Origin of the sequence: Dechloromonas sp. ZS-1 (genome assembly GCF_039649255.1) — a bacterium.
Lineage (GTDB): Bacteria > Pseudomonadota > Gammaproteobacteria > Burkholderiales > Rhodocyclaceae > Azonexus.
The window spans coordinates 21,959-45,135 of sequence record NZ_JBDIYD010000018.1 but is presented as its reverse complement, the minus strand read 5'-3'; the positions used below and the strand labels follow the sequence as shown (position 1 = coordinate 45,135).

Genomic DNA, 23,177 nt, shown 5'->3' with positions numbered 1-23,177 from the left:
CTCACCCCGTGTCAAATTCGAAAAACGCCCGCCGTTGCCGGTGGGCGAGTTGGGGCATCAGCCCGTATCGGACGGGGTCACTTTCCGTACGAACGGAAAAAAGGTTGCCAGGCGGCGGAGCTACACGTCATCCTCGGCATGCTCGGACTTTCCCTCGATGCTCCTGAAGGCGATGCCGATGCTCTTGCCGACGGTTGACCAGGGAACATTTGCGAGCTTCACGACGGTGCCGTCCAGGCGGATTTGCGCGTGGACGGTATCGCCTTCTATTTTTTCGACCTGGACGACGCACCCGGGGAAGGTTTCACCGTAATCGCCGCTCATGGCGCGTACGCGCACGTAAGCGATGCGGTACAGAAGGTATCCATAATCAGGGGGATTTCAAGTCGGAATAGTGCGGAGGATGGGCGTCAGATGACGAGCTCCGTTGTCTCGTTCACGCCGGTGATCATGTTGAAGCTGATGATCCTGTCTATGGGAACGGCTTTCTTGTTCAACCTTTCCAAAAGCCATTGGGCGAAAACGCCGTTGTCCAGGAGTTTCCGGATGGGCGTGGAACGCAATTCGTCGGCGCTGATGGGCGGATTGGATATGAAAACCAGCTTTCTCCCGTTGTTTTCGTCCCAGTATTCGACGTTCAGTCGGATGTTCTTGTACTTTCCGGCCTTATTTACGGCGTTCTCTGGCGGCGGGAAATGGTCCGCTACCCATACCGCGTATTCCTTGTTGGTCAGAGCCGATTGGACTGCCCTTTTTTGGTATCCGGATTCGAGCAGGTTCCCCGTATCCTTTTCGTGTTGCTCGCGAGTGAGGATCGTGATCAGGAATCCCGTGTGGGATATCTCTGAGACGGCTATGATTGCCACGAAGAAATCCTTGTCTGGAGCCGAGTAGAAGAGATAGCGGCCGCGGTTCTGGCCGTTGGTGAATGGATTGGAAAGACGGACTGCCCGGCCTTCGTTGATCAGCTGGAGAACGTCCTTCGGATCCATCGAAAGTCGGTCCCCGATCCGGCATACCGCATGTTTGGACGGCTCCACGCTGAGCGTGAAATCGTACGAATGTTTCCTCCCAGCGCTCAGGTCCGGTTCCATGACTCACCCCAGGAACGGTACTCCGGCGCGCTGTTCACGATCGTCATGTAGGACTTCGGCCGGGAAACCTTGAGCCTGGTGAAACCGGTATAGAACAGCGCGTGGTCGCGCTGGCTGCGGGCGTGTCCGACCTGCAGGATAAGAGCGCGCGTCTCCCACCCCTTGTAGCTGAAGACGGTCGTGATTTTGACGCGGCCGTCCCCCTTCCGGAATGCCATCTTTTTCCGGCGTGCCTGGCGCGAGTCGGAATCGAATGTGTCTATGACGCGGATACCGAGGTCGGCGATTGCCCGCCGCAAAGCCACTCCGACCTCCTCGCTCTCGACGAGGAACGTCAGGTCCGCGTAATTCAGCGGGCTCGACGAGGATTCGGAATCCTTGATCATGAGTTCCATCGCCGCGAGGCAGGCGGCTACCTTCTCCTCCTTACCGGGGGCTGCGTCGATCCACCGCAGGCAAGCCAGCTTTTCCTGCTGGTCGCTCGAGAACAGCCCGCCCTGGGCCTTCGGCGGGACGGGTTTGGCGCTTTCCGAATCCGGAAGGTAGCGTTCGATGAATCTTCCCGCCTCCGAAGCGACTTCAGGCGGCAGGCGGTAGCTGACTGAGAGGAGTGCCCAGTTTCCTCTGAACCCCTTTACCGACTTATTTACCCAAGTTTGGTCAATACCATAAACGTTCTGAGTGCGGTCTGCCGCGAGCATCGCCTCACCGCCGTCTTTACGGCAGCGTAACAAAATATCCCACCATTCCCGCCGGAAGTCCTGGGCTTCGTCGACGAGGATCGCGTCGAACTTCTCACCCTCGGGCAATTCGTCGGCCCAACTGGCCGCGTACGCCGGCAACACCGAGGCGAGAACGCCCTCAAGTGCCTCGTCGGGAATTTCCCTGCCGTCGTCCGGCGTACCGCCGTAGGCGTCCTTCCAGATCTGCCGGTACTCGTCCTCGTGGCCGGTCGCTTCGGCGAGACGGCGGCAGAAATGGTGGAAATTCATGATCTCGTACTGCTTGGCGACCCACCGGCGGCTCGTGCCAAGCCCGGCGAAGAACCGCGCGATCGTGTCCCGCAAGTAGTTCAGAAGCGTGATGTTGAAGGTTACGAGGAGTACCCGTTTCCCCTCTCCGACCAAGCGCGCGGTCCTGCCGCAGAGCACGAGCGTCTTGCCGGAACCGGCAGCCCCTTCTATCCGCTGGCCTCCGGAAGGATTTCTTTTCGTCACCATTACCCGTTGTTTTTCGTCCAGATCGTCGAAGGCGTTCCGGCGTTGGTCCATCGGCGGTTCCGGTTCCACCAGCCAGTGCCGGAGATCGTCTGCGACATCCGCGGACATTTCACTGTTGATCCCATAAATCGAGGGGAGCACCTTCTTCAGTTCCTTATCGCCGGGGCTTTCCGACAAGAGGTCGCTCCCGATAACCACGTTGTGCTTCGGGTACTTGGTGAGCTGGTTGTGTTGGAGGGCCGGAGCAAGGAGTTCCACGGTCCGTTCCGTCGTCGCGAACGGAAAAACGATACCGCCGACGATCGATCCGAAACCGTGCGTCCGGGCGAGGCTCGGACAGTAGAGATCGAAAATTTCGGACTTGTACGTCATGATCTTCGCGACCGGATCCTGCGATGGGTCGATCTTGAAGCGCTTTCCCCCGTCTTCGCCGAAGAGCTTCGGCGGAACTCCCTCGTAGCAGTAACTGATCGCCGAGAGGTTCCAGTCCTTAACCTCGTAGACGGCGATCCCCTTCTTCGGGCTGAGCAGGACGAAATCCGGCCTGAGTCCGTTGAGGTACGGCTGGACGTAGATCTCCCAGTCCGACGTCAGGTTCTTCCGGAGCCACTCGAGGAACTTCCATTCCCCTTCGGTGAGCGGTTGCGCCAAGGAACTGAGTTCCTCGTACGGCGGAGAGATCGATTCTGTCGGCACGTGCGTTTCCTTGCGGGTTCATGGCCTGACGGACTCCCGTTCCATCGCGGCCATAGTCCGCTCGCCTCAGAAAGGTATCCCGTCATCCAGCCATTTCGGCGCAGCGGTAGATCCGACGCCGCCGAATTCGTCCAGCCATTGGCGGTCGGGACCCTGGGAGGGCTCCACATTCCCGGAGCCCTGCTTCGATCCAAGCATGGTCAGCTCGGCCGCCTCTATCTCAGTAGCATATCTGTCCGCGCCGTTTTTGTCTTGCCATTTCCGGGTACGGATGCGCCCTTCCACGTAGACCTGGGAGCCTTTCCGCAAGTACTTGCCAGCGATTTCCGCCAACCCGCGGTAGAGGACGACCCGGTGCCATTCGGTCGACTCCCGCTTTTCCCCGGAACGCTTGTCCTTCCAGGTGTCGGTGGTCGCGATCCGTAGGTTGCATACCGGACTCCCGTCGGCGAACGCCCGTAGTTCGGGATCGGCTCCGAGATTTCCGACGAGAATTACCTTGTTTACCGATGCCATACCCAAATCCTCCAAAGTGCACACAGGCATCATACGACAATGTTAGCGCATGATAAGCCGACATATCCGCATGGTGCCAGGATATTTTACGGATAAATTTATATGATATGATCTTCGAAACACACCATAGGATCCCGGTCATGCATATCGTTCTTACCCAACAAGACTTGGAAAGGCTTTCGCCCTCGACCCGGGAAGAGCTGCAGGCCCTCCTGTTCGGGTCCGTTTCCGACGGGGAAGAGTTCGCCACTGACGACGTGCCTCCGGCTTTCGAATACGCGGACCCGGCCGAACCCGGAGACGATCCATGGGAACGGTCTTACCCCGTAGCGGATGCCAAGGTCGTCGTCGAAACCGACGTCGAGCAAACGAGAAAGCTCGTAGCGAATCTCAGTCCGAAAAGCATCGAGACGCTGAAGCGCTTCGCCGATGGCGTGACCGTCTCGCTCGACTCGCTGATCGGCGAAGGCAATCCCTACGAGACGTTCAACGACCTGAAAAGGAGTTTCGTAGGTGCCGTGAACCGGAGGCTCAGGACGGTTACCAAGATCCGGACCGCCGTACTGTTCCGTAAGACGGCGTTGGCAGAAGGCGAAGGCATCTCCGTGAAGGAGCAAACGGCCCAGTCGCTCAGAATCGTGCTCGTCGATAGCTGAAACCACGTATTGACGGTGAGAGGCCGATTGTCCAAAACCCTCCCGGGCCGTTCCATGGAATAATGCCGTCGTGATTTCCGAAAAGCTTCCTTCCGCGGACCGGGCCATCCCCAAGATCCTCGGATCCATCGCGATAGCGGTCGTCGCCTACGTCGCCGTTTCCGTGGTCGCCGACGTCTCCCAGTTGGCCGATGCGGCAGACCGCGTGAGCCCGGGTCTCGGCCAGCCCGTTTTCTGGTTCCTGCTGGTGCTTCTCTCCGCCGTGGCGGCCGTGCCCGCGGCCATGTATTACCGGCTGCCCGCGGCACTGGTGCCGCCCGCGGCCGATTGCGGTCCAGAGTTCGAGGCGTACCTAGGCAAGCTCCGCACCCGGATGGCCGGTAATCCGCGACTGGCCGGAATGCCGCTCGCTACCGGTGACGACCTGGAGGCCGCGTTCGCGAAATTGGGCGCGGAAGCCGATGCCGTGGTCAAGGAAACGGCCGCAGCGGTTTTCCTGAGCACCGCCGTGATGCAGAACGGCCGGCTCGACGCCCTTGCCGTCCTCGCGTCCCAGGGCCGGATGGTCTGGCGGATCGCCAGCATCTACCACGGGCGTCCTTCGCCCAGGCAGATGCTCTACCTGTACGGCAACGTGGCTGCCAATTCGATCGTCGCCGAAAACGTCCAGGAAATCGACGTGGCCGAACTGGCCGCGCCCTTGTTGGCTTCCATCGTCCCTTCGGTCAAAGGCGCCGTTCCGGGCCTGCAGGGCGTCGCGAACCTGCTCGTCAACAGCCTGGCCAGCGGGAGCGCGAACGCGTTCCTGACCCTCCGTACGGGCCTGGTCGCGAAATCCTATTGCTCGGCGACCTCCCGGCCGGACGGCAAGGCCGTCCGTTCGTCCGCGACCGCCACGGCGCTGGGGCTCGTCGGACAGATCGCCAAGGAACAGGGCGGCAAGGTGGTGGAACGTTCGTGGGGCGTCGTCCGCGACCTGTTCGAGGGAACGGTGGATTCGGCCGTGAAGGGCGCGAAGGAGGCGGCTACCGCCGCCGCCGGAACGGTCACGCGTTCCGCGCAGTCGGCCGGGAACGCCGTGTCGAGGACTTGGAACCGGGTATTCGGAAAAGGGAACGATGTTCTCCCGGATGCTTGAAGCGTTCGCTATCGCCGACTGACAGTCACCGACCCCACCGGACAAAAGTAGGGGAATTCCCGTCCGCAGCGCTATCCCCCGATAGCATCCGTATCCATCCGGGCAGTATCTACTTGACACCTTTACATAACACTGACGGTGTAATATAGTGGTGTCAGATACGGAATGGAAGACATGGACACGCTCCCTACTTACGGCTTCGAAGAACTCATCGCGCTGGTCGATCTCCCCGCCCGGAAGGTCCGCTATTACATCCAGGCGGGCCTGGTCGACCGGCCGGAAGGCGTTGGCCGTTGGGCCAGGTACGGCGCGATCCACGTCGAGCAACTGCTGAGCATCAAGAAATGGCAGGGCGCCGGATTGTCGCTCGAGCGGATCCGCGAACTGCTGCACGGTGACCCAGGCGATCTGCCACCGAAGCCGAAAGCGGCCGGGACGGTCGAGGTCTGGAGCCGCCTCCTCGTCGCGCCGGGCGTCGAACTCAACGTCGAAGCCGGTACCGCCGGCCTCAGTCCGGAACAGCTGCGCGCCTTCTTCCGCAAGGTGATGGGCGCTTACCAAGAATCCAAGAACACCACTCCGGGGAACGAAAATGAATAGCGAATACGGATTGCAAGCAACCCACTCGGGCGAAGCGCTCGCTTTGAAAGGCGTGGACGTATCTACCCGCGTGTCGGGTTTGTTGGCCGAAACGAGGCTGGTGCAGAAATACCGGAACGACGGTGACGCGAACCTCGAGCTGACCTACACGTTCCCCTTGCCGGTGGCCGGCACCCTCCTCGCGTTCTCCGTGTCCATAGGAGACAAGAAGCTCGAGGGCTCGGTGGTTCCGCGGACCGTTGCCGAAACCGCGTACGAGAAAGCCATCGGCGAAGGCAATTCCGCCTTCCGCCTCCAGGAAATCCGACCCGACACGTACAACGCCACCCTGGGGAACGTGATGCCCGGCGAGGCGGTGGAAATCACGCTGCGGTACGCTGAGACCCTGGCCTGGAACGGCAAGAGCGTCCGTTATTGCCTGCCGACCACCATCGCGCCTCGATACGGCCAACCGACCGGATTCCAGCCGTGGCAAAAGCCCGTGACCGACCTGGCAGCCGAGTACCCGCTCAGCGTCCGCGTCGTAATCGCGGGAGCACTGGCCCAGAGCGCGATCGCCTGCCCCAGCCACCGGATCGGGATGAAAGCGTTGCCGGACGGGCTATCGATCGCGCTGGCCGACGGCGCGACGATGGATCGGGATTTCGTCCTCGAGATCGAGAACGAGCAGGTGCATTCGCTCGGGGTGTCCGCTTACGCGAGGGACACGCGCATCACGATGCTCACCCTCCTGCCGCCCGAGACCGAAAGCCCCGAGGAAGGCCGCGACGTCGTGCTCGTCATCGACTGCTCCGGATCGATGCAGGGCGATAGCCTCCGGCTCGCGAAGGAAGGCGTGCTTCTCGCGCTCGGCAGCCTCGAACCCAACGAGCGCTTCGGCGTCGTCGCTTTCGGCACCAGCTTCCGACAGTTTGACAAATCCCTTCAGCCGGCCAACCGGATGAACCTGAATATGGCACGCAGCTGGGTCAATGACCTGGAAAACCTGGGCGGAACGGCTATCAACGGCGCTTTGGAACTCGCCCTCGCCCTCCACGACGGCAACCCGATGGATATCCTGCTCCTGACCGATGGCCAAGATTGGCAAGCCGGGAAATCGGTACCGTCCGCCAAGGAAAAAGGGGTGCGGATCTTCACGATGGGGATCGGTTCGGCCGTGGCCGAGGAGTCGATCCGGATGATGGCGCAGGAAACCGGCGGCGCTTGCGAGCTGGTATCCCCGACGGAAGACATGTCGGTCCGCATCTACCGCCATTTCAACCGGATGCGCCAGCCGCAGATGCGCGACCTTCGTATCGACTGGCCAGCGACTCCCTTGTGGGAAAGCCGCCCCAAGCAGGCCTGCTTCGCCGGTGATGCCTACACCGTCTTTGCGGCGCTTCCCGAATCGTCCGCGGAGGCGGAGAGCGTGGCCGTTTCGTTCGAGTTCGCCGGGCAAGGAGGCCAGTCGGCGATAGTGCGCCTATCCGCCGAGCGGGACTCGGCCGACGCGATCGTCCGCCTGGCCGCGAGGCACCGCCTGGAGGAACTTCACGACGAGGAGAAACAAGCCTGGGCGGTCGAATACCAGCTCATTACCGACCGGACGGACTACTTGGTGACCATGGAGCGCTCCGTCGGCGAAAAAGCCGAAGAACTTCCCGAGTTGCAGGCCCAGCCGCAGATGCTGCCCGCTGGATGGGGAGGGACGTCTTCCGTCCGGTATTCCAAGTCACGCCAATCTCCCGAGTTTCGCCAGGCTATCCAGGTCCAGGCGACCGGCGCCTACGACGCCGTCGCGTTCAGTTCCAGTCCGGACTATTCGCATCACGAATGGCCGACAGTCTTACGCTGTCGGAATACCAGCTTGGCTACCGCATTGGCCGACAACGGCTACGACGGCATGATGAACGCCCTGCGGGCCCGGGCGAAGCGAAAGATCCGCTCGGGACTGCCGAAATCGTACTCGGGCCTGAAGGACCTTCCGCTTCCCGCGAAATTGGCCGAACTGCTCGAATTGCTGCTCGCCAGCCATACGGAAGCGGAACTCATTGCGTCCTTTTACCAGGCGCTGCTCGAACACGACGGAAAAGGGCAGATCGACCAGGGCTTGGAGAAGAAGATCGCCGCCGCTATCGGCAATGCCGTCCCGGAGATTGAGCTCGTAGTCATGATCGTCAGCTGCCTCAACGGATTGCGAGGCGATCGTCGGCTGTCATCTTCGGTCGATCGGTACGACATCCCCGCGTTCTTGCGCAAACAAACCGACTGAGGGCCTCAAAAATGGGAAATATCGAACCGAACATCCTCGAGCGCCTCCGTACGGCCAAGCGCGTCGTCGTCCTGTCGGGTGCCGGGCTGTCCGCGGAGAGCGGGATTCCGACTTTCCGGGATGCCACGAGCAGCCTGTGGTCGAACGTCGATCCGATGGTCGTGGCCAGCCTCGACGGATTCGAACGGGATCCGGAACGGGTATGGGCATGGCACGAGGAGGTGCGTAAGACGTTTGCCGGTGCCCGGCCGAACGCGGGGCATGAGGGAATCGCCCTGCTCGAAATGCTGCTTCAGCCGGCTACCGTCCAAGTGATCACCCAGAACGTCGACGGGTTCCACCAGGAAGCCGGGAGCGGCAAGGTCCTCGAGATCCACGGGACGACTCGGCGGGTACGTTGCCACCGACGTTGCGGCTACGTGGCGAATTGGGTCGGCGACGTGCCTCGCAAATGCCCGATTTGCGCGGCCCAGGTGCGACCCGACGTCGTGTGGTTCGGCGAATCGTTGGACGGCATGCTGTTCGAAGTGGCGGAAGAAGCCGCTGAAGCGGCCGACGTGTTCTTCGTCGTCGGAACGTCGGGGGTCGTCCAGCCCGCGGCCGGATTGGCGACACTCGCCAAGAACAGCGGCGCGCTGGTGGTCGTGGTCAATCCGTTCGAAACGCCCCATTCGGTCATCGCCGACCACGCGGTGCGGGAATCGGCTTCGGACTTCTTCCCCTCGCTTTGCAAGGCGGTCAGGTCGATGCGGTTGCGGCAGGTGAGGTGAGCGCGGCGTTGAACGCGTGGTAAACCAAGGTAGCGGTTAGCATCGGCCTTAACCTCCTGGACAGGCAAAGGGAGGCGCAGTAGCATCGCCGCCCCTTCCCAAAAGCACCTCCATGGTTTCACCCACTTCAGCTCATGCCTGCGGCATCGATTTCGGCACCTCCAACTCAACCGTCGGCTGGCTGAGGCCGCAGCAAGCAACGCTGCTCCCACTGGAAGATGGCAAGCCGACCTTGCCCTCCGTCGTGTTCTTCAACGCCGAGGAAGATTCGGTCCGCTTCGGCCGAGCGGGTCTCCAGGACTACCTCGAGGGCTACGAGGGGCGGCTGATGCGTTCCCTCAAAAGCCTCTTGGGTAGCAGCTTGATTGACGGGGTTACCGAAGTCCAGGGGCGCTCCATTCGCTTTCGTGATCTGCTGACCCAGTTCATCGCCACCCTCAAGGAACGGGCGGAAGCGCACGGCGGGCGCCCCTTCGACCAGGCCGTTTTCGGGCGGCCCGTGCATTTCGTGGATGACGATACCGCCGCCGATCAGCTGGCCGAGACCACGCTGGGCGATATTGCCCGAGCGGTGGGGTTCAAGGAGTTGAGTTTCCAGTATGAGCCTATCGCCGCCGCCTTCCATTACGAAACCGGCCTTGCCCGGGAAGAACTGGTTCTGGTGGCCGATATCGGCGGGGGCACTTCCGATTTCTCCATCGTTCGCCTCTCTCCCGATCGAGCGCAGGCCAGCGATCGATGGAGCGATGTCCTGGCCAACGACGGCATCCACATCGGCGGCACCGATTTCGACAAACAGCTGAGCCTGGCGGAAGTGATGCCCCTGTTGGGTCATCGTAGCCAGTTGAAGAGCGGTCGGGAAATGCCGTCCAGCATCTATTTCAACCTGGCGACCTGGCACACCATCAACTTTGCCTACAGCCGCCAAGTCTGGGCCGAGCAGCAGCGGCTGTATTTCGAAGCCATCGCGCCGGAGCAACTCGATCGCCTCCTGGCTTTGATCCGGGACCGGGCCGGCCATTGGCTGGCCCACCAGGTCGAGGAGGCAAAGATTGCCCTGTCCAACCAAGAGACGGCACAGCTTTCCTTTGCGCGATTCGCTCCGGGCCAACAATCGGTGCTGACACGCAGCCAATTCGATTTGGCCGCCCAGGTGTTAGTGGAAAAGATCGAGGGCGCTGTGGCTCGACTACTGCCCGAGGCGGGCGTGAACGCCTCCGGTATCGACACGATCTTTTTCACGGGCGGATCGAGCGGCATCCCGCTGCTGCGTCGGCGTATTTCTGCGCTGTTGCCCCTGGCCAGGATCGTCGAAGGTGACCTCTTCGGCAGCATTGGCGCGGGCCTGGCAGTCGATGCGGCGCGCCGTTACGGAATGGGCGTTTAGCCGGCAGTGGTCGGTTTCTTGCCGTTGGGCGGCAGGAGGTGCGCGTAAATTTCCAGGGTGCGCAGGCCGGCGTGGCCCAAATTGGCTTGGACCGTCGTGATCGGCACGTTCATGGCCAGCTGCCGGCTGGCGCTGGTATGCCGTAGCAGGTGGGGGCCGTGGGCGGGGAGATCGCCGTCCAGCATCGCCAAGTAGGCCGATACCTGTTGGTAGACCAGGTTGCCCGTTAATGGCTTACCCGTCCGGGTAACCAGAAGCTCCGGGGCATCGCCGCCACGTGCCCGCACTGGCGCGTACTGTTCCCAGGCGGGCAGAACTTCGGTCGCATCGAAGCGGACAAGCCGCTCCTTGTTGCCTTTGCCCACGACGCGCAGGCGTCCCTCCCCGGGATGGAAATCGGCGCGCTTCAAGGAGCAGAGTTCCTCTTTTCGCAAGCCCGTCACCAGGAGCAGGGTCACCATCAAATAATCCCGGGCGCTCGTATCCGCGCGCGGGTTCTCGAGGACTACCTGTAATAGGTCGGCTTGTTGGTCCCATGTGAGAACTTTTGGTAGCCGCGCCGGCTTCCGGCCTCCGCGCAATTTCATCCGATCGGCCGCACGCTCAGCGGCCAGCTTGTCGAGCGGGTTGTCCAGGGCGAAACCGTTGTCCTGAGCAAAACACCACAGAGCGGTTAAGGCGCTTTGCTGCACGATTCGCGTGCTGGGACTAAAACGTGGCGTCCCGTCCGGTTTTTGCCCAGTAAGGTAGGAACGAACCCAAGATGCGTTGACCTCCTCCAGATCACGGATTCCCGCTCCTTTGAGAAAATCAACGAAATACATCGCGGTTCTGCCGTATCGATCGATTGTTCCTGTCGAGTACGGATTTGCCGAAAAGCGCGAAGACGCCAAAAAATCGCGGAAATGCCCAAGATCGAGCGTTTCCAGTGCTTTTACCTGATCTGGTTTCGCCAATCTGGCCATGATCCCTCATCTTCTGAAGCGGTCGGAGCGTGCCAGGGGTAAATTTCCCGAGGGCGCGGTGCGCATATCCCGCTCGTTATGGTTGGAATAAGTTATTCCAACCATAACAAAGGGCGAGAAGCGGGTCAATCCCCGTAACTGCCACCTCAACAGGGTGGCTGATCGCCGCGTAGCGCGCGGCAAATTACCAACCATAACCTAGGATTCCGGCGTACATGGAACTTAAAAATCCATAAACTTCATGAATATCACTGCTCGTCTTTATCCGGCGGAATTTCAGTTATCGCGAAAAATTGCGCATAAACCGATGATCAATCAAAAATGCCGCAATCGGTGATATCCTGCCAATACAACCTATTCTCTTCAATATTGGATAAACAATGAGAACGCGTAAAGTAAGCGTATTGCTCGCCGATGATGCGGCCGTTCAGTTCGACCTGTTGAACACGATTCTGGGATTTCCGGTGAAAACGCGCAAACAAGGAGATGCGGACGCCGCCCTCCTCAATCATATGCTGGCCGTGCAATTGCAAATTACGCAGCACTTGCTGGCCAAATCCGGCAAGCAGTGGGCCGAGCCGGAAGATGTAAAAAACCTGATCGATACGCTGTTGATGCCCGTCGATGAGCCAGCAGCGACCGCATCAGCGGCTGCGCCAATGAGTGACGCCGCCGAAATGTAACGAGTGGTATTCGCCGCACCCAGTATTGCTAACGGGGTAGGCAGAAACTCATTGTTCTGCCAAATTAAGAATGGCTGGTTTCGGGTCGGCAGGGGAATACGTGCAATCGGCCAACTGCTGACCTTCGGCATTTCTACCTAACCGCCATCTGAACGGCCGATGCACTTCGGAACCTGCCGGACGATCAATTCAACGTACTCGGCCGAAGCGGTCAGTGGACTGGTGTGCCGACTCGGGCGGCAACCCAGCGCTTGGCTGCCGTTCAGTCTTACGAGACAATGAACAAGCAGCCTCTTGCCCGGCTCTGGCCCTCGCTGCTGCTATGCGCGGCCGCCCCTATTTGCATCGGTTGTGAGGCTTTGGTTGGGCCTGCTGACAGCCTATTCGGCGATTCAGCCATCGGTCTGCTCTGTGCCTTGGGTGCCCTGGTCTCTTGGACCGCCTATGCCGTGGGCAATGCTCGGGCGCTACAAAGCTTGGCGAAGGTCACTGCGCACGAATGGAACCTGCTCACTGGAATTGTCCCCGGCATGCAGGCAATCGCCTTGACCCCGTTGGTGCTCTTCCTCGGCGTTGATGACCATGGTTGGGGTGACTGGGCGAGACTGGAAGTCATTTCCATGAGCATTGCGATTTTGGCTTTCATCGCTGGCAACGCACTGTGGAATCGCAGGAGCCGTCTGCTTCCGCTGGCGCTTGTCGGTCAAATGATTCTCTTCGGGACACTATTTGCGCTGCTCTACGGTTTCGTCTGGGCAGCTCGTCTGCCGACAACTCTCGAAATGGCTGCCCTAACGTTTGTCGTGTTGAGCGTCCTCTCTTGTCTTGCGGCCCACCGCAAAGCAGCGTCCATTGCTTCCACCGCTTTGGCCAATTCCGAACCTTCACAATTACTTATGCAACGCGTGTGACTGCTCCCCCGCCTAAAGGCGGGAGCTTCCCACTTCGTCGGTGGTTGCGGGTGCGCTAGGCACCCGACTGACACCGCCTCCATGGGCTGAGACCGACAGTCCTTCGGCCTTGAGTTTCAGAATTCCTTGCCGCCGGATGTTCTCGGCGGCGTTTGCGTCACGGTCATGCAGCGTGCCACAAGCGCCACACAGCCAGGCGCGATCCGAGAGCGTCAGCCCGTCGTGTATCGCGCCGCAGGCGCTGCAGCTCTTGGTCGACGGGAACCAGCGGTCGATCTTCACGAGACGACCGACACGCCGTTTCAGCTTGTAGTCGATCTTGAGCAGCAAGCCACCCCAGCCGACATCGGCGATGGCGCGGGAGAGGCGCCGGTTCTTCATCATACCTTTGACGTTCAGCGTCTCGGCGGCAACGGCTTGGTTTTCGTCCGCCAGTTGCCGAGACGCTTTGTGCTGCCAATCGTCGCGTGCGTTGCGCACGCGCTCGTGGGCGACAGCGACCCGTTTCCGATCCTTGGCGAGGTTCGCGCCAAAGAAGTCCCGCAGCCGGTATGTCTTGCCCTCGTCAGCCGCCTTGGCGGCTTCAAAGCGGCGTTTCGCGGCTTCGATCTTGCGCGACAGCGCCTGCTGTTTGCGTTTCAGGTTCGAGAGCGCCCGGCGCAAGGGCTTCGGGTTGCCGGACTTGTGGCCGGCACTGGACACCAGCGCATCCTTCAGTCCCAGATCGATGCCGGTGACGCACTCAATATGGGGCAGCGGTTCGATTTCCGGGAGGCCGTCATCAGCAAGGATCGAGGCATAATACTTGCCCGTTGATTCCCGTGACACGGTGACGGTTTTGATCTTGCCGATGATCTCGCGGTGTACCACCGCCTTTACCCAGCCGACCTTCGGCAGATAGGCAAGGTTGCCGTCGAGCTTCACGCGCTGCGGATAGGCAATGCTTTGCCGGGCGGCGTGCTTCTTCTTGAAGCGCGGAAGTCGGGCGCGTTTCTCGAAGAAGTTGCGATAGGCGCGGTCGAGATGCCGAATCACCTCTTGCATCACTTGCGAATCAGCGTCCTTGAGCCAGGGAAACTCGCCGTCCTTCCAGAGGGGCAACATGCCCTTGATCGTGTAGCAGGAGAGCGATTCTTTCCGCTCCTGCCAGGCGGCACGCTTCATCGCCAGCGCCCGGTTCCAGACGAACCGCGCACAGCCAAACTGCGCTGCCAGAAGTTGCTCCTGGTCAGCGGTTGGATAGAGGCGGATTTTCGTTGCAGCAATCACACTAAAAGGCGCTCAGGTCAGGCAAAACAAGGTGCAGGAATGCCTCGTGGCGCTTCGGCAGGGTGTCTCAATTTCGAATGGGCGCTTAGCTTCGCCTTTAACGCTACGCCACGGCAATCAGAAGAGCAGCAATTGCAAATGCCATATCGTTCGAGAGCGGCCTTCATGCTGGGCGTGCAATTCTGCAATTGAACATGGGCCGCAAGACTCAGAATCACTGAAAGCATTTTTTGATCGACCTCTTTGACATTCGCAAGATCCAGCCGCAGATGGTGCTCCTGGCACAACCGCCGAATCTGGACATCACTGCGGATACAGATTCGGCCAGTAACGTGCAAGGTGTTTCCACGCACGAAGAAGCCGTTCGAAAGTCCCTTCGTAATCGAAGTGAGCAACGCATCGGAAAGATGGTCGTTGAACGAGAAGCAGCACAGGCCACGCTGCGTGTCGACCCGAACAAGCCGTCCTTCCATTTGGTGCAAAGTACCGTCCAGAAAGAACTCGAAAATATCCGTTGGGAACTGAGATGGCTTGGTTGGAAGCGGCCCACTATCCGACTGCGCTGTCAAAGCGACACCGCTTGCCGAGATGTCGTAGAGATCCCCAATTACCCGACAGCCACCGGACTCAATCGTACCGAGCACCTTGGTCTCGATGAGATAGCGGGGATAAATGCGGCGAAAATGTTTTGAGTTCATGAGGTTAATTTTTGCACCATCCCCCACCGTCTTTTTAATGCAGGACACGGCTGAAATTGCAGTTTTGCCAATGGAAATCCGTCAAATGCCAAGAGCGGATGCCTGAAGTGATTTCGGCGCCGTAGTTCCCCTGCAATACTTTGCGTTTAATCATTGATTTCGGTATTTCAATCGTTTATAGTGTTTACAGACAGTCTGTTGTTTTGCCCTGCAACTGCAAATTTCTGGAAGGGACCCCCTGTGAAACTAGCCATGCTGCCAGAAGTAACCCACGACCTGAGTCGTTCATGGCGGCTGATGCTCGGACATGAATTGTCCTTCGATACAAATCGAACCATCGGAAATTTGGACGATGTGGGGTTCTTCACCCTGTCGATTGGGGGCAATGCATGGGGAGAACATGCAGCAGTCCTGCTCGTCGCGCAAACCGATTTAATTCAAGCGGCTGCCGTCATGTTTGATATCGATCAGGCGGCGGTCGAGGCTGACGACATCGACGATGTGGGACGCGAACTCTGTAACGTTCTCGGTTCTTGCTGCACAAAATTGTTTGGAAATGAGATGCATGGCTTTGGCATTGGTTTGCCACAAACGCTCTCTCATTCTGAACTGACTGAGTTATTCGCCCGAGGCACCCTGCTGTGCCAGTTTGTCGCAACAAACCTGGCAGGGTCACCGACGATACGAGTCATAAAAATACATTAAGGGGAAGTGCCACATGCGTTTTCTGATCGTGGATGATAGTCGTGCCGTTCAATCACTGCTTCGTCGCGCAATTCTGGAGAGTGGCTTGCCGAACCTCGCAATTGAATTGGCCGGTGACGGACATGCGGCGCTCGATATCGTCGGTCGTTGGCAGCCTGATATGGTGATCACCGACTGGCACATGCCAGGGATGTCAGGCATCGAGTTATTGAAGACGATCCGAGCACGCCATTCATCAAGCCTCAAGGTGGGTTTTATCACCACTGAGTCTTCACCTGAAAGTCTGCAGGAAGCCAAAAATCATGGCGCAATGTTCATCCTGAACAAGCCGTTCCAGCAGGAAGATTTGTTGGCCCATATCAAAAGCTCGATGGAAGAAACCGATCAGCCAACTGGGAAGGCTGATGCAGTTACGGTTTCATTGACGCCAGAGGATCAAATATCCACTCACCTGGCGTCAGCCCTGCAAAATAAAGTCCAGTTTCAAGTTGCGCCGGCAGCGGATATTTCGGGCTTGAGACTACCTGCGCATGTCACGCTTTGGAGTTTGGCAACCGGCGCTATTCGTGGGCTTTGTATTCTCGATTCACCCGGGGTTATTACCATTGGGGGGACGTTACTTGAGCGGTCGCACCCAGAGATTCGCAAAATTCATGCAGTGAAGATTGCCCCCCCGGAGTTAATGAGTCGAGTCACCCCGTTCCTGGCCGGCTGCCTTCCTGCTTTATATCGCAGCAGTAACGACCAGCCAATCCAGTTAGGCAAGGCACAGGTGATGCATCAAGCAGGACCACAGTTTCATGAAATTATTCGGCGCAGCGCAATTCGCAAAGATTTTATGGTGCAGCGCGGAGATCTTGAGTTGGGCCGATTGATATTACTCGCCAAATAAGGAGGTGGGATGATGTTCAGGCAATTCTCAGTATTAGACAACATGCCAAGCTTTATTCTAATCTTGACGATCACGCTGACACTTGGCTTGTGTCTCTACGCAATTTATCGGGTACTGACCCATGTTGAGCACCAGGAAGATCGTGTTGGGAAACTCGCAGAGTTGGCTGGCGAAACCAATGCAGCACTTAAAGTATTGATGGCCGACAAATCGCGGCTTTCAACATTAGACCCGGGCTTGTTGGACAATATAGACGGCTCGCTTCAGCTTTTCAGCGAACAAAAACAGCGCTGGGATGAAACTTCGGGTTCATCGGCTGAACTGTTCAAGGAGCTGCTGGCAGCGGATAGCAGCCAATTATCTGATTGGCGAGGGAGCCACCAAGAACGCATCCAGGAGTTGCTGGCCACTTCCGAGTTGCAGCGGCGGGAACTCAGCAAAATGGAAGAAATGCTGGCTCAGGCACAAACGACGATTCGGCGTCTGCGTCACACCCCGCAAAAACAAGCTTCAGAGTCGGATCAAAAGACACACGCCCTAACTGCCGAGCGGGCACGCGCCAGTCGTGAATTGGATCGCGTCAAAAATGAAATGAACAGCCTTCAAAAGAAAATGCAGGCTGAGATCAACGAACACTCTCAAGCGAACATGATTTTCATGCAAGAAATGCAACAACTGCAGAAAGAAAAATCAGAGCTGGAAACGCGATATAAAGACCTGGAAAAAACACATCAACGCACGCTCCAAGAAAAAAATATGATCGAAGAGGCTTTCATTCGGATCGATAACCATCTTGAAACCATGTCGATGGCGGCTTGAAATCGTATGCGGAAATGCCTTGGGCAGGGTTGCCGTCTTATCGATAGCCATTAGCTAGCGCAGAAATTTTAAATTTCGTCACCGGGAAAAGCTATGCCGTTCAGTGACCGAAGAACAGACAGTCGTTTTCGAATCAACACCAGAATACCTGCGGCCATCGAAAATGCAGAACGTGGCTATCGATGCCTCGGCGAGCTTCGCGACATATCACGCAGCGGGTGCCAGATCGAGATCCTGACGATCGACGGAGATCCCAGGTTACAAGACGCAACAACCTTGGAGTTTGCCTACCATGGCAACCTGATGAAACTGCAAGGCAAGATTGCCCGTCAGCTTCAGATCGGCAATAAAGGCTTTGGTTACGGCATACGCTTCACGCATAAGATTGATACTCGGATTCTCGACGTTTTGGTGCCCGAAGAGGCAGGCGTTGCGGTTGTTACCGGGAACAGAATCGAGGTAACCGGAAAGCTTGGCGAAAACGTGAAACGCCAGTTGTTTTCTTTCTCCAAGATGCTCCGTAGGCACACCGAAATCGAACTTTCTAATGTTCATGACATCGATCCCGTTGGCTTAGGAACCCTTCAGGTTGTTTTGGATTACGGTGCAAATATCAGAAATTGCGCGTTGGCGGTTCAGGGGGATCTTTACCGTGGAGGGATCTGCCTGCGTTGTAGTTCGAATTGCGCCATGTCTGAAAAGGCAAAGCGAACGGTGACTGCTCTCACGCCTTGAAGGCGGAGCTGCGGACTCTGGACTGAGTTGGCCACGTGACGGCAGCAAACGGCCAGTCCAGTTCGCTAAACGTGGCTTTGGCTGACAGGCAGCTTCCGGGAATCCGCTAAGGCCGTTTTGGGTCGATTCGAGTCCGTCAAGGACACTCGAATGATTCTCCCACCACCTTTGCCCTGTGGGCTGTAGGTGGGGGCTTCCTGGTTCTCGGATCAACCAATCGGGGCGTTGTTGGAATTACTGGGCAGATTTTGTTTTAATCTGAGAAAGGGCATCTCGGATCGCTTGACACAGCTGAGAAGTATATACTGGCTTATGTAATAACAAGACGCCTTCAGGTAACCCACCCTCAACCTTGATCTCCGAGTCGGTCAATCCAGAAACTACAATTATCGGAATTGCTTCAGTCAGTTTAAATTGGCGCAGCGCTCGAATCATCTCAAAACCATCCATCTCGGGCATCGACAGATCGGTAATGATCAGTTCCGGAATTTCATTCCCAATTCGCAATAGTGCCTGGTAACCGTTTTCACAGAAACTGGCTGAAATTGGTAGCTTTTGATGCTTGATAATTTCCGCATACATCTGACGCGTCAGGTGTTCGTCCTCAACAATCAAAGTGCGAACAACGATTACTTCAGGCGTGGATTCCGCGTATTTTGATCCTGGTCTGGGAAGTGTCATTCCTTCATTGAGGAGTTTATCAACTGAGGAATTCAAAATTCGCCGATGCCCTCCGGGTGTTTTCCAGGCCTGAAGCGCCCCAATCTCCACCCAGGCTTGAACCGTACTAAGTGCTACATTAAGGCGCTTTGCCGCTTCACGGGTCGAGCAGGTGTCTTTAAGGCTTAACATGGATGAATCTCCAGTTGATTCTGAAAATCGTTTTGAGTTTCAGAAAGTATTTTTTTAAGATAACTGAGGGAGTATGGCTTATCCAGACGACACATAAAATTAAGCCCAGATTTTCTGGCATATACCTCTGCGCCTTTAACTACCTGATCAAAAAAACCGCTCGACAAAATAATTCCCGAATTAAAATGTTTTCTTTTCAACTCCCAAAGGACCTCATAGCCATCCATATCGGGCATTGTTAAATCCAAAACGATGATATCGGGCCTTTTCGTCAAAGCCAAAGAGATTTCTTGGGGGTTTCCGGCTTCAATGCACTCAAAGCCAGCACTATTGGCAACGCTGACGATGTTCTGGCGGATCATCGGATCATCATCAATCGTCAGCAATAAAGGTTTGGTTGGCGTTTTAATTCATTCTTTGTGATGATGGATCATCCATCGACATCGCGGGCAAAACCAATTCAACGATCGTGCCCCGACCTTGCTCACTGGTGATATGCACCGACCCACCAAATTGTCGGCAGAAACCGTAAACCATGGAGAGCCCAAGCCCCGTCCCCGTCCCTTCCGGCTTGGTTGTAAAGAAAGGCTCCAAGGCTTTATCGATGACTTCTTGCGTCATCCCTACGCCATTATCTTCAATACTCACAACGACATATTGGCCTGCTGGCAGGTCATATTTTGAAGATTCTACGTTTACTAATTCCAGAGACTTTGTATGAATTGTCACTCTGGAACGGGGGCCCTCCATCGCGTCTCGGGCATTAACCATTAAATTGATCAAAGCATTATTAAATGCATTTACATCAATTAAAATTGGAAATATGTCTTCATTTAGATCTATGGCAAGTTTGGTCCGCCTCCCAACTGTTTGTTGAACGAGCGGACGCAGCTCAGTAATAAGCTCATTGACATTGGCGGGCACAATCCGTTCGACACTTTTTCGCGCAAACGATGAGAGCGCCCGGGTCAACGCCATTCCCTGCTTGGCCGCCGAGCGTGCGTTTTGTAAGAAGGGCTCTCCTTCTGCGGGTTCCATGAGTGCCAGATCGAGACACCCCATAATGATGTGCAGATGGTTGTTAAAGTCGTGGGCCAAGCCACTGGCCATTTGACCGACACTTTCCATCTTCTGGGCTTCAAGCAGCAGGTTTTCTTTACGGAGAATTTCTGTAATGTCCCGAATAAAACCGCAATAACGCTGTTCGCCTTGGAAAATAAGCGATGTCATCGATATTTCAACGGACAACAAATCGCCATTGCCTTTACGCATTTTTATCCGCTCGGTTTTCCCGAAAAAATCCCGTGGAAAGTCTAAAAAGTTCGTATTTATTGCATCTCGACTTGTTTCGTCGGTCAAAAATTGCTGCACAAAATTGGTGCCCAATACAGACTCTCTTGGCGTAGCGAGGAAGGCTTCGGCCTGATGTCCGAATTCCACGATTCGGAGATGTTCATCCAGGGCAAAGAATGCATCAGATGACGCATCGATAACCCCTTTAAGTAACAACGCCTGTTGTCGTTGAAGGGTAATATCTTCCTTAACAGCCACAAAATGAGTGATGACCCCGTCGGAATCCCTGACAGGACTCACACTCATCTCCTCCCAATAAAGGCTACCGTCCTTTTTCTTGTTACAAATTTGACCTTTCCAGTTATCCCCAGCGGAGATGGCAGACCATAAACCGAGGTAAGTTTCAAAACTGATTTTCCCTGATTTTAGAATGCGGGGATTGAGGCCGATCACTTCAATAGGGGCATAGCCGGTAATGTGGGTAAACCCTTCGTTGACATATTCAATGGTTCCGAGGGTATTGGTAATCATGATCCCGGATCGACTTTGCGCGATACCCGCTTCTAAAAGCTTCCTGGTGCGTTCCAGATGGTGCTTTTCGGTGACATCTTCGTGCGCCATTAAGACATATCGCTCACCGTCAAAATCGAAGGGGGTCAAACTTAACGAAAACCATCGACTCCGTCGGGGATCACCAGGATGCGGGCACAGGTATTCATGGATAAACCGGTCGGGTTCAGGATGCGACAACACATAGTCCAAGCCGTCAGATACTTTGATCGCATCGGGATCATGCAGATCGGCAGATGGCTTGCAAATTTCAAGGTAGTTCAACCCGACCCCGTACTCCGCATGGGGTAAATGATTAATCTTTGCGTAGTCGATCCATCCCCGATTGACGCCAATGATCACCCCTCTGTTATCGAGGATCGCGAGATGTCCCTTTACGGCATCTAAAGTTGCTTGCAGCAGTGCAAGTTGTGGCACTTCGCGTTGCTGCGAACCGGAATATTTTGTCGAGATATGCACGGCCTTTCCTTTCTATCGCAGGATCATGGCTTAGTGGTAAGTCTAATACCGAATGCACTTCAAAACAATCATATTCGGTGATTTAATTGCATTTGTCACTCGGCGCACTTATTCGTCAGGCCAAAGTTGGCGCCGTCAAGGCCGTCAGCTTGTCGCCGTCCTGTTCCGCAGCCTCGAACAAGGACAGCAGTTGATCATGTTGTTTCGCCATGTTGTTCCCGGCTTTCTGGATGCTCGCCATCGTGTCTACAGCCAAACGCATCTTGCTCAGGAAATCATGCCAAACCGTCTGGATGTGGTCTGCAGCCCTAACTTCGACGCCTGCGAGTTCGGGCAAGTCATCATTCGGCCGGCGTCCGACGTAGGATTGCTGCTTGGCCACAACCAGCGCTACCGTGGCGCCATGCAGACTGACTTCGCGGGTGATACGCTCAATCGCTTCCTGAGCGGCCTGCGCTGCGGTGAATGCGGCCTCGATTTGTGAGGTGTAGGTGCCGACCGACTCAGCCGTCTGGTGCGCATTATCGGAAATAACGGTGATCTCGCTCAGCATGCGTTCCATGGCGCCACTCACCTGGCTCAGACTCTGGTCAACTTCAGTGGCGACGGTTGCTGAGACATTCGCCAATTTGCGAACTTCATCAGCTACTACGGCGAAGCCTCGCCCATGATCGCCGGCCCGCGCCGCTTCGATGGCTGCATTAAGTGCTAACAAATTTGTCTGCCCGGCGATGTCGCGGATCTGTGCCATTCGACCGGCAACCGTCGCATAGAGTTGATCCAGCATGCGGGAATGCGCCGTCGCCGAGTCGACCGCCGTGACGGTGTCTTTCAGACCCTCCAGGGCGGCACTCAAGGTTTGCTGTCCGGCAGTCATCACATCGGCTGTTTCCGAGACCACGCCGGCGACATCCTTGATGGAACGCTGGACTTGGGAGAGCTGGCCTTGGGCGCTCGCAAGATTGTCCAGCGTGTGACGCGCATTGAGTGCGTTGAGTTGGCCATCTAGGCGGGCCTTATCAATCGTTCCCGTTTGGCTGGCCAACACATCGATCGCTTTGGCGATGGTCGTCGCCGAGTCCACGAGATCCCCGTGTAGTCCGACCAGGTGGGGCCGGCGGTAAAACTTCCCGTCGGACACATGCTGGATCGACACGCTCGCTTCCCGAAAGAACGTCTCCAACTGATCGAGCGCAGCATTCAGACTCCACGCAATGCCCTGCGTTTCGGGCACCATTTTGTGCACACAAGTCACCCGCACGCTGAAGTGCCCATCGGACACCGCCGAAACCACACGATTGACTTCCTCAATATCGCGGTGGGTGCGCCGCAATTGAACGAGTGCCAACAAGGCCACGACCCCTTGGAGCGCCAACGCGACCAGGGCATAAGGCCAACGAGCCGGATCAATGGCGAGCAGCATTAAGCCGGTCGCACCCGCCGCAATCGCGAGATACCAGCGAGGATTACAGTGCAAGAACCAATTCGTCATAGCTCAGGCCTTTGTCAGCAAGCAATTGGGTAAGAACGGCCGTTCCAGCCTCGATCGCGTCACGGGCGCCAGCGCGTGCTTCGGCTTTACACATAGCGGCATAAAGTGGCGTCACGGCTTGGATTGCCTCTGGACGCGGTGCGCGTCGGACCGAGAAGTAGCCGATGATGTTGCCTGCGCGATCAAAATCCGGTGTGACATTGGCGAACACCCAGTAGGATGACCCATCCTTGGCAAGGTTTTTGACATAGGCATGGAACTCACGTCCTTGCTGAATGGTGGCCCAAAGGAAGGCGAACGCGCTGCGCGGCATCTCCGGGTGGCGGATCACGTTGTGTTGGACGCCCAGCAACTCTTCCTCGGAATAGCCGGAAAACTCAAAGAAGATCGGATTGCCATAGGTAATCCGGCCCTTCGGGTCGGTTTTGGAAACGATGAAATCGTGTGCCCGCATTTGCCGTTCCCGACCATTCGGAACAATAGTTTTATCTTTCAAGCCTTACCTC

General features: G+C 56.9%; 24 protein-coding genes. 12 read left to right on the top strand and 12 right to left on the bottom strand.

All coding sequences use genetic code 11. The features are described from left to right. Window positions 1-120: 120 nt before the first annotated feature. The 4 genes from AACO21_RS15565 to ssb all read right to left on the bottom strand — a co-directional run bounded on the left by AACO21_RS15565 (window position 121) and on the right by ssb (window position 3,526). Window positions 121-324, bottom strand: a complete 204-nt coding sequence (locus AACO21_RS15565; protein WP_346193444.1) for a hypothetical protein — start codon at window positions 322-324, stop codon at window positions 121-123. An 86-nt stretch (window positions 325-410) separates the two neighbouring features. Further along, a complete protein-coding gene (locus AACO21_RS15560; protein ID WP_346193443.1) occupies window positions 411-1,094 on the bottom strand; it encodes a hypothetical protein in 684 nt (227 codons plus the stop codon). Further along, a complete protein-coding gene (locus AACO21_RS15555) occupies window positions 1,079-2,965 on the bottom strand; it encodes a UvrD-helicase domain-containing protein (RefSeq protein ID WP_346193442.1) in 1,887 nt (628 codons plus the stop codon). The genes AACO21_RS15560 and AACO21_RS15555 overlap by 16 nt, the downstream gene beginning before the upstream one ends. A gap of 111 nt (window positions 2,966-3,076) precedes the next feature. Further along, complete coding sequence (gene ssb / locus AACO21_RS15550) at window positions 3,077-3,526, bottom strand: single-stranded DNA-binding protein (RefSeq protein ID WP_346193441.1); 450 nt, start codon at window positions 3,524-3,526, stop codon at window positions 3,077-3,079. Between the two features lie 140 nt (window positions 3,527-3,666). Between ssb and AACO21_RS15545 the strand changes: the two genes are divergently transcribed. The 6 genes from AACO21_RS15545 (at window position 3,667) to AACO21_RS15520 (ending at window position 10,328) form a co-directional block, all read left to right on the top strand. Beyond that, the gene (locus AACO21_RS15545) at window positions 3,667-4,182 is read left to right on the top strand and encodes a hypothetical protein (protein ID WP_346193440.1); all 516 of its coding nucleotides are present in this window, start codon (window positions 3,667-3,669) and stop codon (window positions 4,180-4,182) included. 70 nt (window positions 4,183-4,252) lie between these two features. Beyond that, window positions 4,253-5,320, top strand: coding sequence for a DUF697 domain-containing protein (locus tag AACO21_RS15540; protein WP_346193439.1), 1,068 nt, complete (start codon window positions 4,253-4,255; stop codon window positions 5,318-5,320). Between the two features lie 174 nt (window positions 5,321-5,494). Then, entirely contained in the window at window positions 5,495-5,920 is a 426-nt protein-coding gene (locus AACO21_RS15535) for a MerR family transcriptional regulator (protein ID WP_346193438.1), read from the top strand. After that, entirely contained in the window at window positions 5,913-8,171 is a 2,259-nt protein-coding gene (locus AACO21_RS15530) for a VIT and VWA domain-containing protein (RefSeq protein ID WP_346193437.1), read from the top strand. The genes AACO21_RS15535 and AACO21_RS15530 overlap by 8 nt, the downstream gene beginning before the upstream one ends. A gap of 11 nt (window positions 8,172-8,182) precedes the next feature. Beyond that, entirely contained in the window at window positions 8,183-8,941 is a 759-nt protein-coding gene (locus tag AACO21_RS15525; protein WP_346193436.1) for an NAD-dependent deacylase, read from the top strand. A gap of 112 nt (window positions 8,942-9,053) precedes the next feature. Beyond that, window positions 9,054-10,328, top strand: coding sequence for an Hsp70 family protein (locus tag AACO21_RS15520; protein ID WP_346193435.1), 1,275 nt, complete (start codon window positions 9,054-9,056; stop codon window positions 10,326-10,328). On the opposite strand, the gene AACO21_RS15515 is transcribed toward AACO21_RS15520, so the two are convergent. Beyond that, on the bottom strand, window positions 10,325-11,293 hold the full coding sequence (locus AACO21_RS15515) for a tyrosine-type recombinase/integrase (protein WP_346193434.1): 969 nt from the start codon (window positions 11,291-11,293) through the stop codon (window positions 10,325-10,327). The two genes, AACO21_RS15520 and AACO21_RS15515, sit on opposite strands and share 4 nt — an antisense overlap. A gap of 380 nt (window positions 11,294-11,673) precedes the next feature. Here AACO21_RS15515 and AACO21_RS15510 point away from each other — a divergent pair, with 380 nt between their 5' ends. Further along, window positions 11,674-11,976, top strand: a complete 303-nt coding sequence (locus AACO21_RS15510) for a hypothetical protein (RefSeq protein WP_346193433.1) — start codon at window positions 11,674-11,676, stop codon at window positions 11,974-11,976. A 251-nt stretch (window positions 11,977-12,227) separates the two neighbouring features. Further along, window positions 12,228-12,887 carry a DMT family transporter gene (locus tag AACO21_RS15505; RefSeq protein ID WP_346193432.1) on the top strand — a complete coding sequence of 220 codons (660 nt, stop codon included), beginning with the start codon at window positions 12,228-12,230 and terminating at the stop codon, window positions 12,885-12,887. 12 nt (window positions 12,888-12,899) lie between these two features. On the opposite strand, the gene AACO21_RS15500 is transcribed toward AACO21_RS15505, so the two are convergent. Next, on the bottom strand, window positions 12,900-14,156 hold the full coding sequence (locus AACO21_RS15500; protein WP_346193431.1) for a transposase: 1,257 nt from the start codon (window positions 14,154-14,156) through the stop codon (window positions 12,900-12,902). 17 nt (window positions 14,157-14,173) lie between these two features. Further along, window positions 14,174-14,902, bottom strand: coding sequence for a PilZ domain-containing protein (locus AACO21_RS15495; protein WP_346193430.1), 729 nt, complete (start codon window positions 14,900-14,902; stop codon window positions 14,174-14,176). 204 nt (window positions 14,903-15,106) lie between these two features. Between AACO21_RS15495 and AACO21_RS15490 the strand changes: the two genes are divergently transcribed. The 4 genes from AACO21_RS15490 (at window position 15,107) to AACO21_RS15475 (ending at window position 18,005) form a co-directional block, all read left to right on the top strand. Further along, a complete protein-coding gene (locus AACO21_RS15490) occupies window positions 15,107-15,559 on the top strand; it encodes a hypothetical protein (protein WP_346193429.1) in 453 nt (150 codons plus the stop codon). 13 nt (window positions 15,560-15,572) lie between these two features. Beyond that, a complete protein-coding gene (locus tag AACO21_RS15485; protein ID WP_346193428.1) occupies window positions 15,573-16,451 on the top strand; it encodes a response regulator in 879 nt (292 codons plus the stop codon). Window positions 16,452-16,460: 9 nt separating this feature from the next. Further along, window positions 16,461-17,270: a hypothetical protein gene (locus tag AACO21_RS15480; RefSeq protein WP_346193427.1), complete on the top strand. Its 810-nt coding sequence runs from the start codon at window positions 16,461-16,463 to the stop codon at window positions 17,268-17,270. 93 nt (window positions 17,271-17,363) lie between these two features. Beyond that, complete coding sequence (locus tag AACO21_RS15475; RefSeq protein ID WP_346193426.1) at window positions 17,364-18,005, top strand: PilZ domain-containing protein; 642 nt, start codon at window positions 17,364-17,366, stop codon at window positions 18,003-18,005. Window positions 18,006-18,239: 234 nt separating this feature from the next. On the opposite strand, the gene AACO21_RS15470 is transcribed toward AACO21_RS15475, so the two are convergent. The 5 genes from AACO21_RS15470 to AACO21_RS15450 all read right to left on the bottom strand — a co-directional run bounded on the left by AACO21_RS15470 (window position 18,240) and on the right by AACO21_RS15450 (window position 23,167). Further along, window positions 18,240-18,857, bottom strand: a complete 618-nt coding sequence (locus tag AACO21_RS15470; protein WP_346193425.1) for a response regulator — start codon at window positions 18,855-18,857, stop codon at window positions 18,240-18,242. Then, the gene (locus tag AACO21_RS15465) at window positions 18,851-19,243 is read right to left on the bottom strand and encodes a response regulator (protein ID WP_346193424.1); all 393 of its coding nucleotides are present in this window, start codon (window positions 19,241-19,243) and stop codon (window positions 18,851-18,853) included. The genes AACO21_RS15470 and AACO21_RS15465 overlap by 7 nt, the downstream gene beginning before the upstream one ends. A 19-nt stretch (window positions 19,244-19,262) precedes the next feature. Beyond that, window positions 19,263-21,179, bottom strand: coding sequence for a PAS domain S-box protein (locus AACO21_RS15460; RefSeq protein WP_346193423.1), 1,917 nt, complete (start codon window positions 21,177-21,179; stop codon window positions 19,263-19,265). Window positions 21,180-21,294: 115 nt separating this feature from the next. Next, a complete protein-coding gene (locus tag AACO21_RS15455) occupies window positions 21,295-22,671 on the bottom strand; it encodes a methyl-accepting chemotaxis protein (protein WP_346193422.1) in 1,377 nt (458 codons plus the stop codon). Beyond that, entirely contained in the window at window positions 22,646-23,167 is a 522-nt protein-coding gene (locus AACO21_RS15450; RefSeq protein ID WP_346193421.1) for a PAS domain-containing protein, read from the bottom strand. The genes AACO21_RS15455 and AACO21_RS15450 overlap by 26 nt, the downstream gene beginning before the upstream one ends. Between the last annotated feature and the right edge of the window lie 10 nt (window positions 23,168-23,177).

Bases quoted from the DNA above. Each gene is read 5' to 3' on its own strand.
- AACO21_RS15475 (WP_346193426.1), top strand. From the start codon at position 17,364: ATGCCGTTCAGTGACCGAAGAACAGACAGTCGTTTTCGAATCAACACC.
- AACO21_RS15455 (WP_346193422.1), bottom strand. From the start codon at position 22,671: ATGACGAATTGGTTCTTGCACTGTAATCCTCGCTGGTATCTCGCGATT.
- AACO21_RS15525 (WP_346193436.1), top strand. From the start codon at position 8,183: ATGGGAAATATCGAACCGAACATCCTCGAGCGCCTCCGTACGGCCAAG.
- AACO21_RS15545 (WP_346193440.1), top strand. From the start codon at position 3,667: ATGCATATCGTTCTTACCCAACAAGACTTGGAAAGGCTTTCGCCCTCG.
- AACO21_RS15480 (WP_346193427.1), top strand. From the start codon at position 16,461: ATGATGTTCAGGCAATTCTCAGTATTAGACAACATGCCAAGCTTTATT.
- AACO21_RS15485 (WP_346193428.1), top strand. From the start codon at position 15,573: ATGCGTTTTCTGATCGTGGATGATAGTCGTGCCGTTCAATCACTGCTT.
- AACO21_RS15490 (WP_346193429.1), top strand. From the start codon at position 15,107: ATGCTGCCAGAAGTAACCCACGACCTGAGTCGTTCATGGCGGCTGATG.
- ssb (WP_346193441.1), bottom strand. From the start codon at position 3,526: ATGGCATCGGTAAACAAGGTAATTCTCGTCGGAAATCTCGGAGCCGAT.
- AACO21_RS15535 (WP_346193438.1), top strand. From the start codon at position 5,495: ATGGACACGCTCCCTACTTACGGCTTCGAAGAACTCATCGCGCTGGTC.
- AACO21_RS15510 (WP_346193433.1), top strand. From the start codon at position 11,674: ATGAGAACGCGTAAAGTAAGCGTATTGCTCGCCGATGATGCGGCCGTT.
- AACO21_RS15560 (WP_346193443.1), bottom strand. From the start codon at position 1,094: ATGGAACCGGACCTGAGCGCTGGGAGGAAACATTCGTACGATTTCACG.
- AACO21_RS15470 (WP_346193425.1), bottom strand. From the start codon at position 18,857: ATGTTAAGCCTTAAAGACACCTGCTCGACCCGTGAAGCGGCAAAGCGC.
- AACO21_RS15515 (WP_346193434.1), bottom strand. From the start codon at position 11,293: ATGGCCAGATTGGCGAAACCAGATCAGGTAAAAGCACTGGAAACGCTC.
- AACO21_RS15530 (WP_346193437.1), top strand. From the start codon at position 5,913: ATGAATAGCGAATACGGATTGCAAGCAACCCACTCGGGCGAAGCGCTC.
- AACO21_RS15520 (WP_346193435.1), top strand. From the start codon at position 9,054: ATGGTTTCACCCACTTCAGCTCATGCCTGCGGCATCGATTTCGGCACC.
- AACO21_RS15565 (WP_346193444.1), bottom strand. From the start codon at position 324: ATGAGCGGCGATTACGGTGAAACCTTCCCCGGGTGCGTCGTCCAGGTC.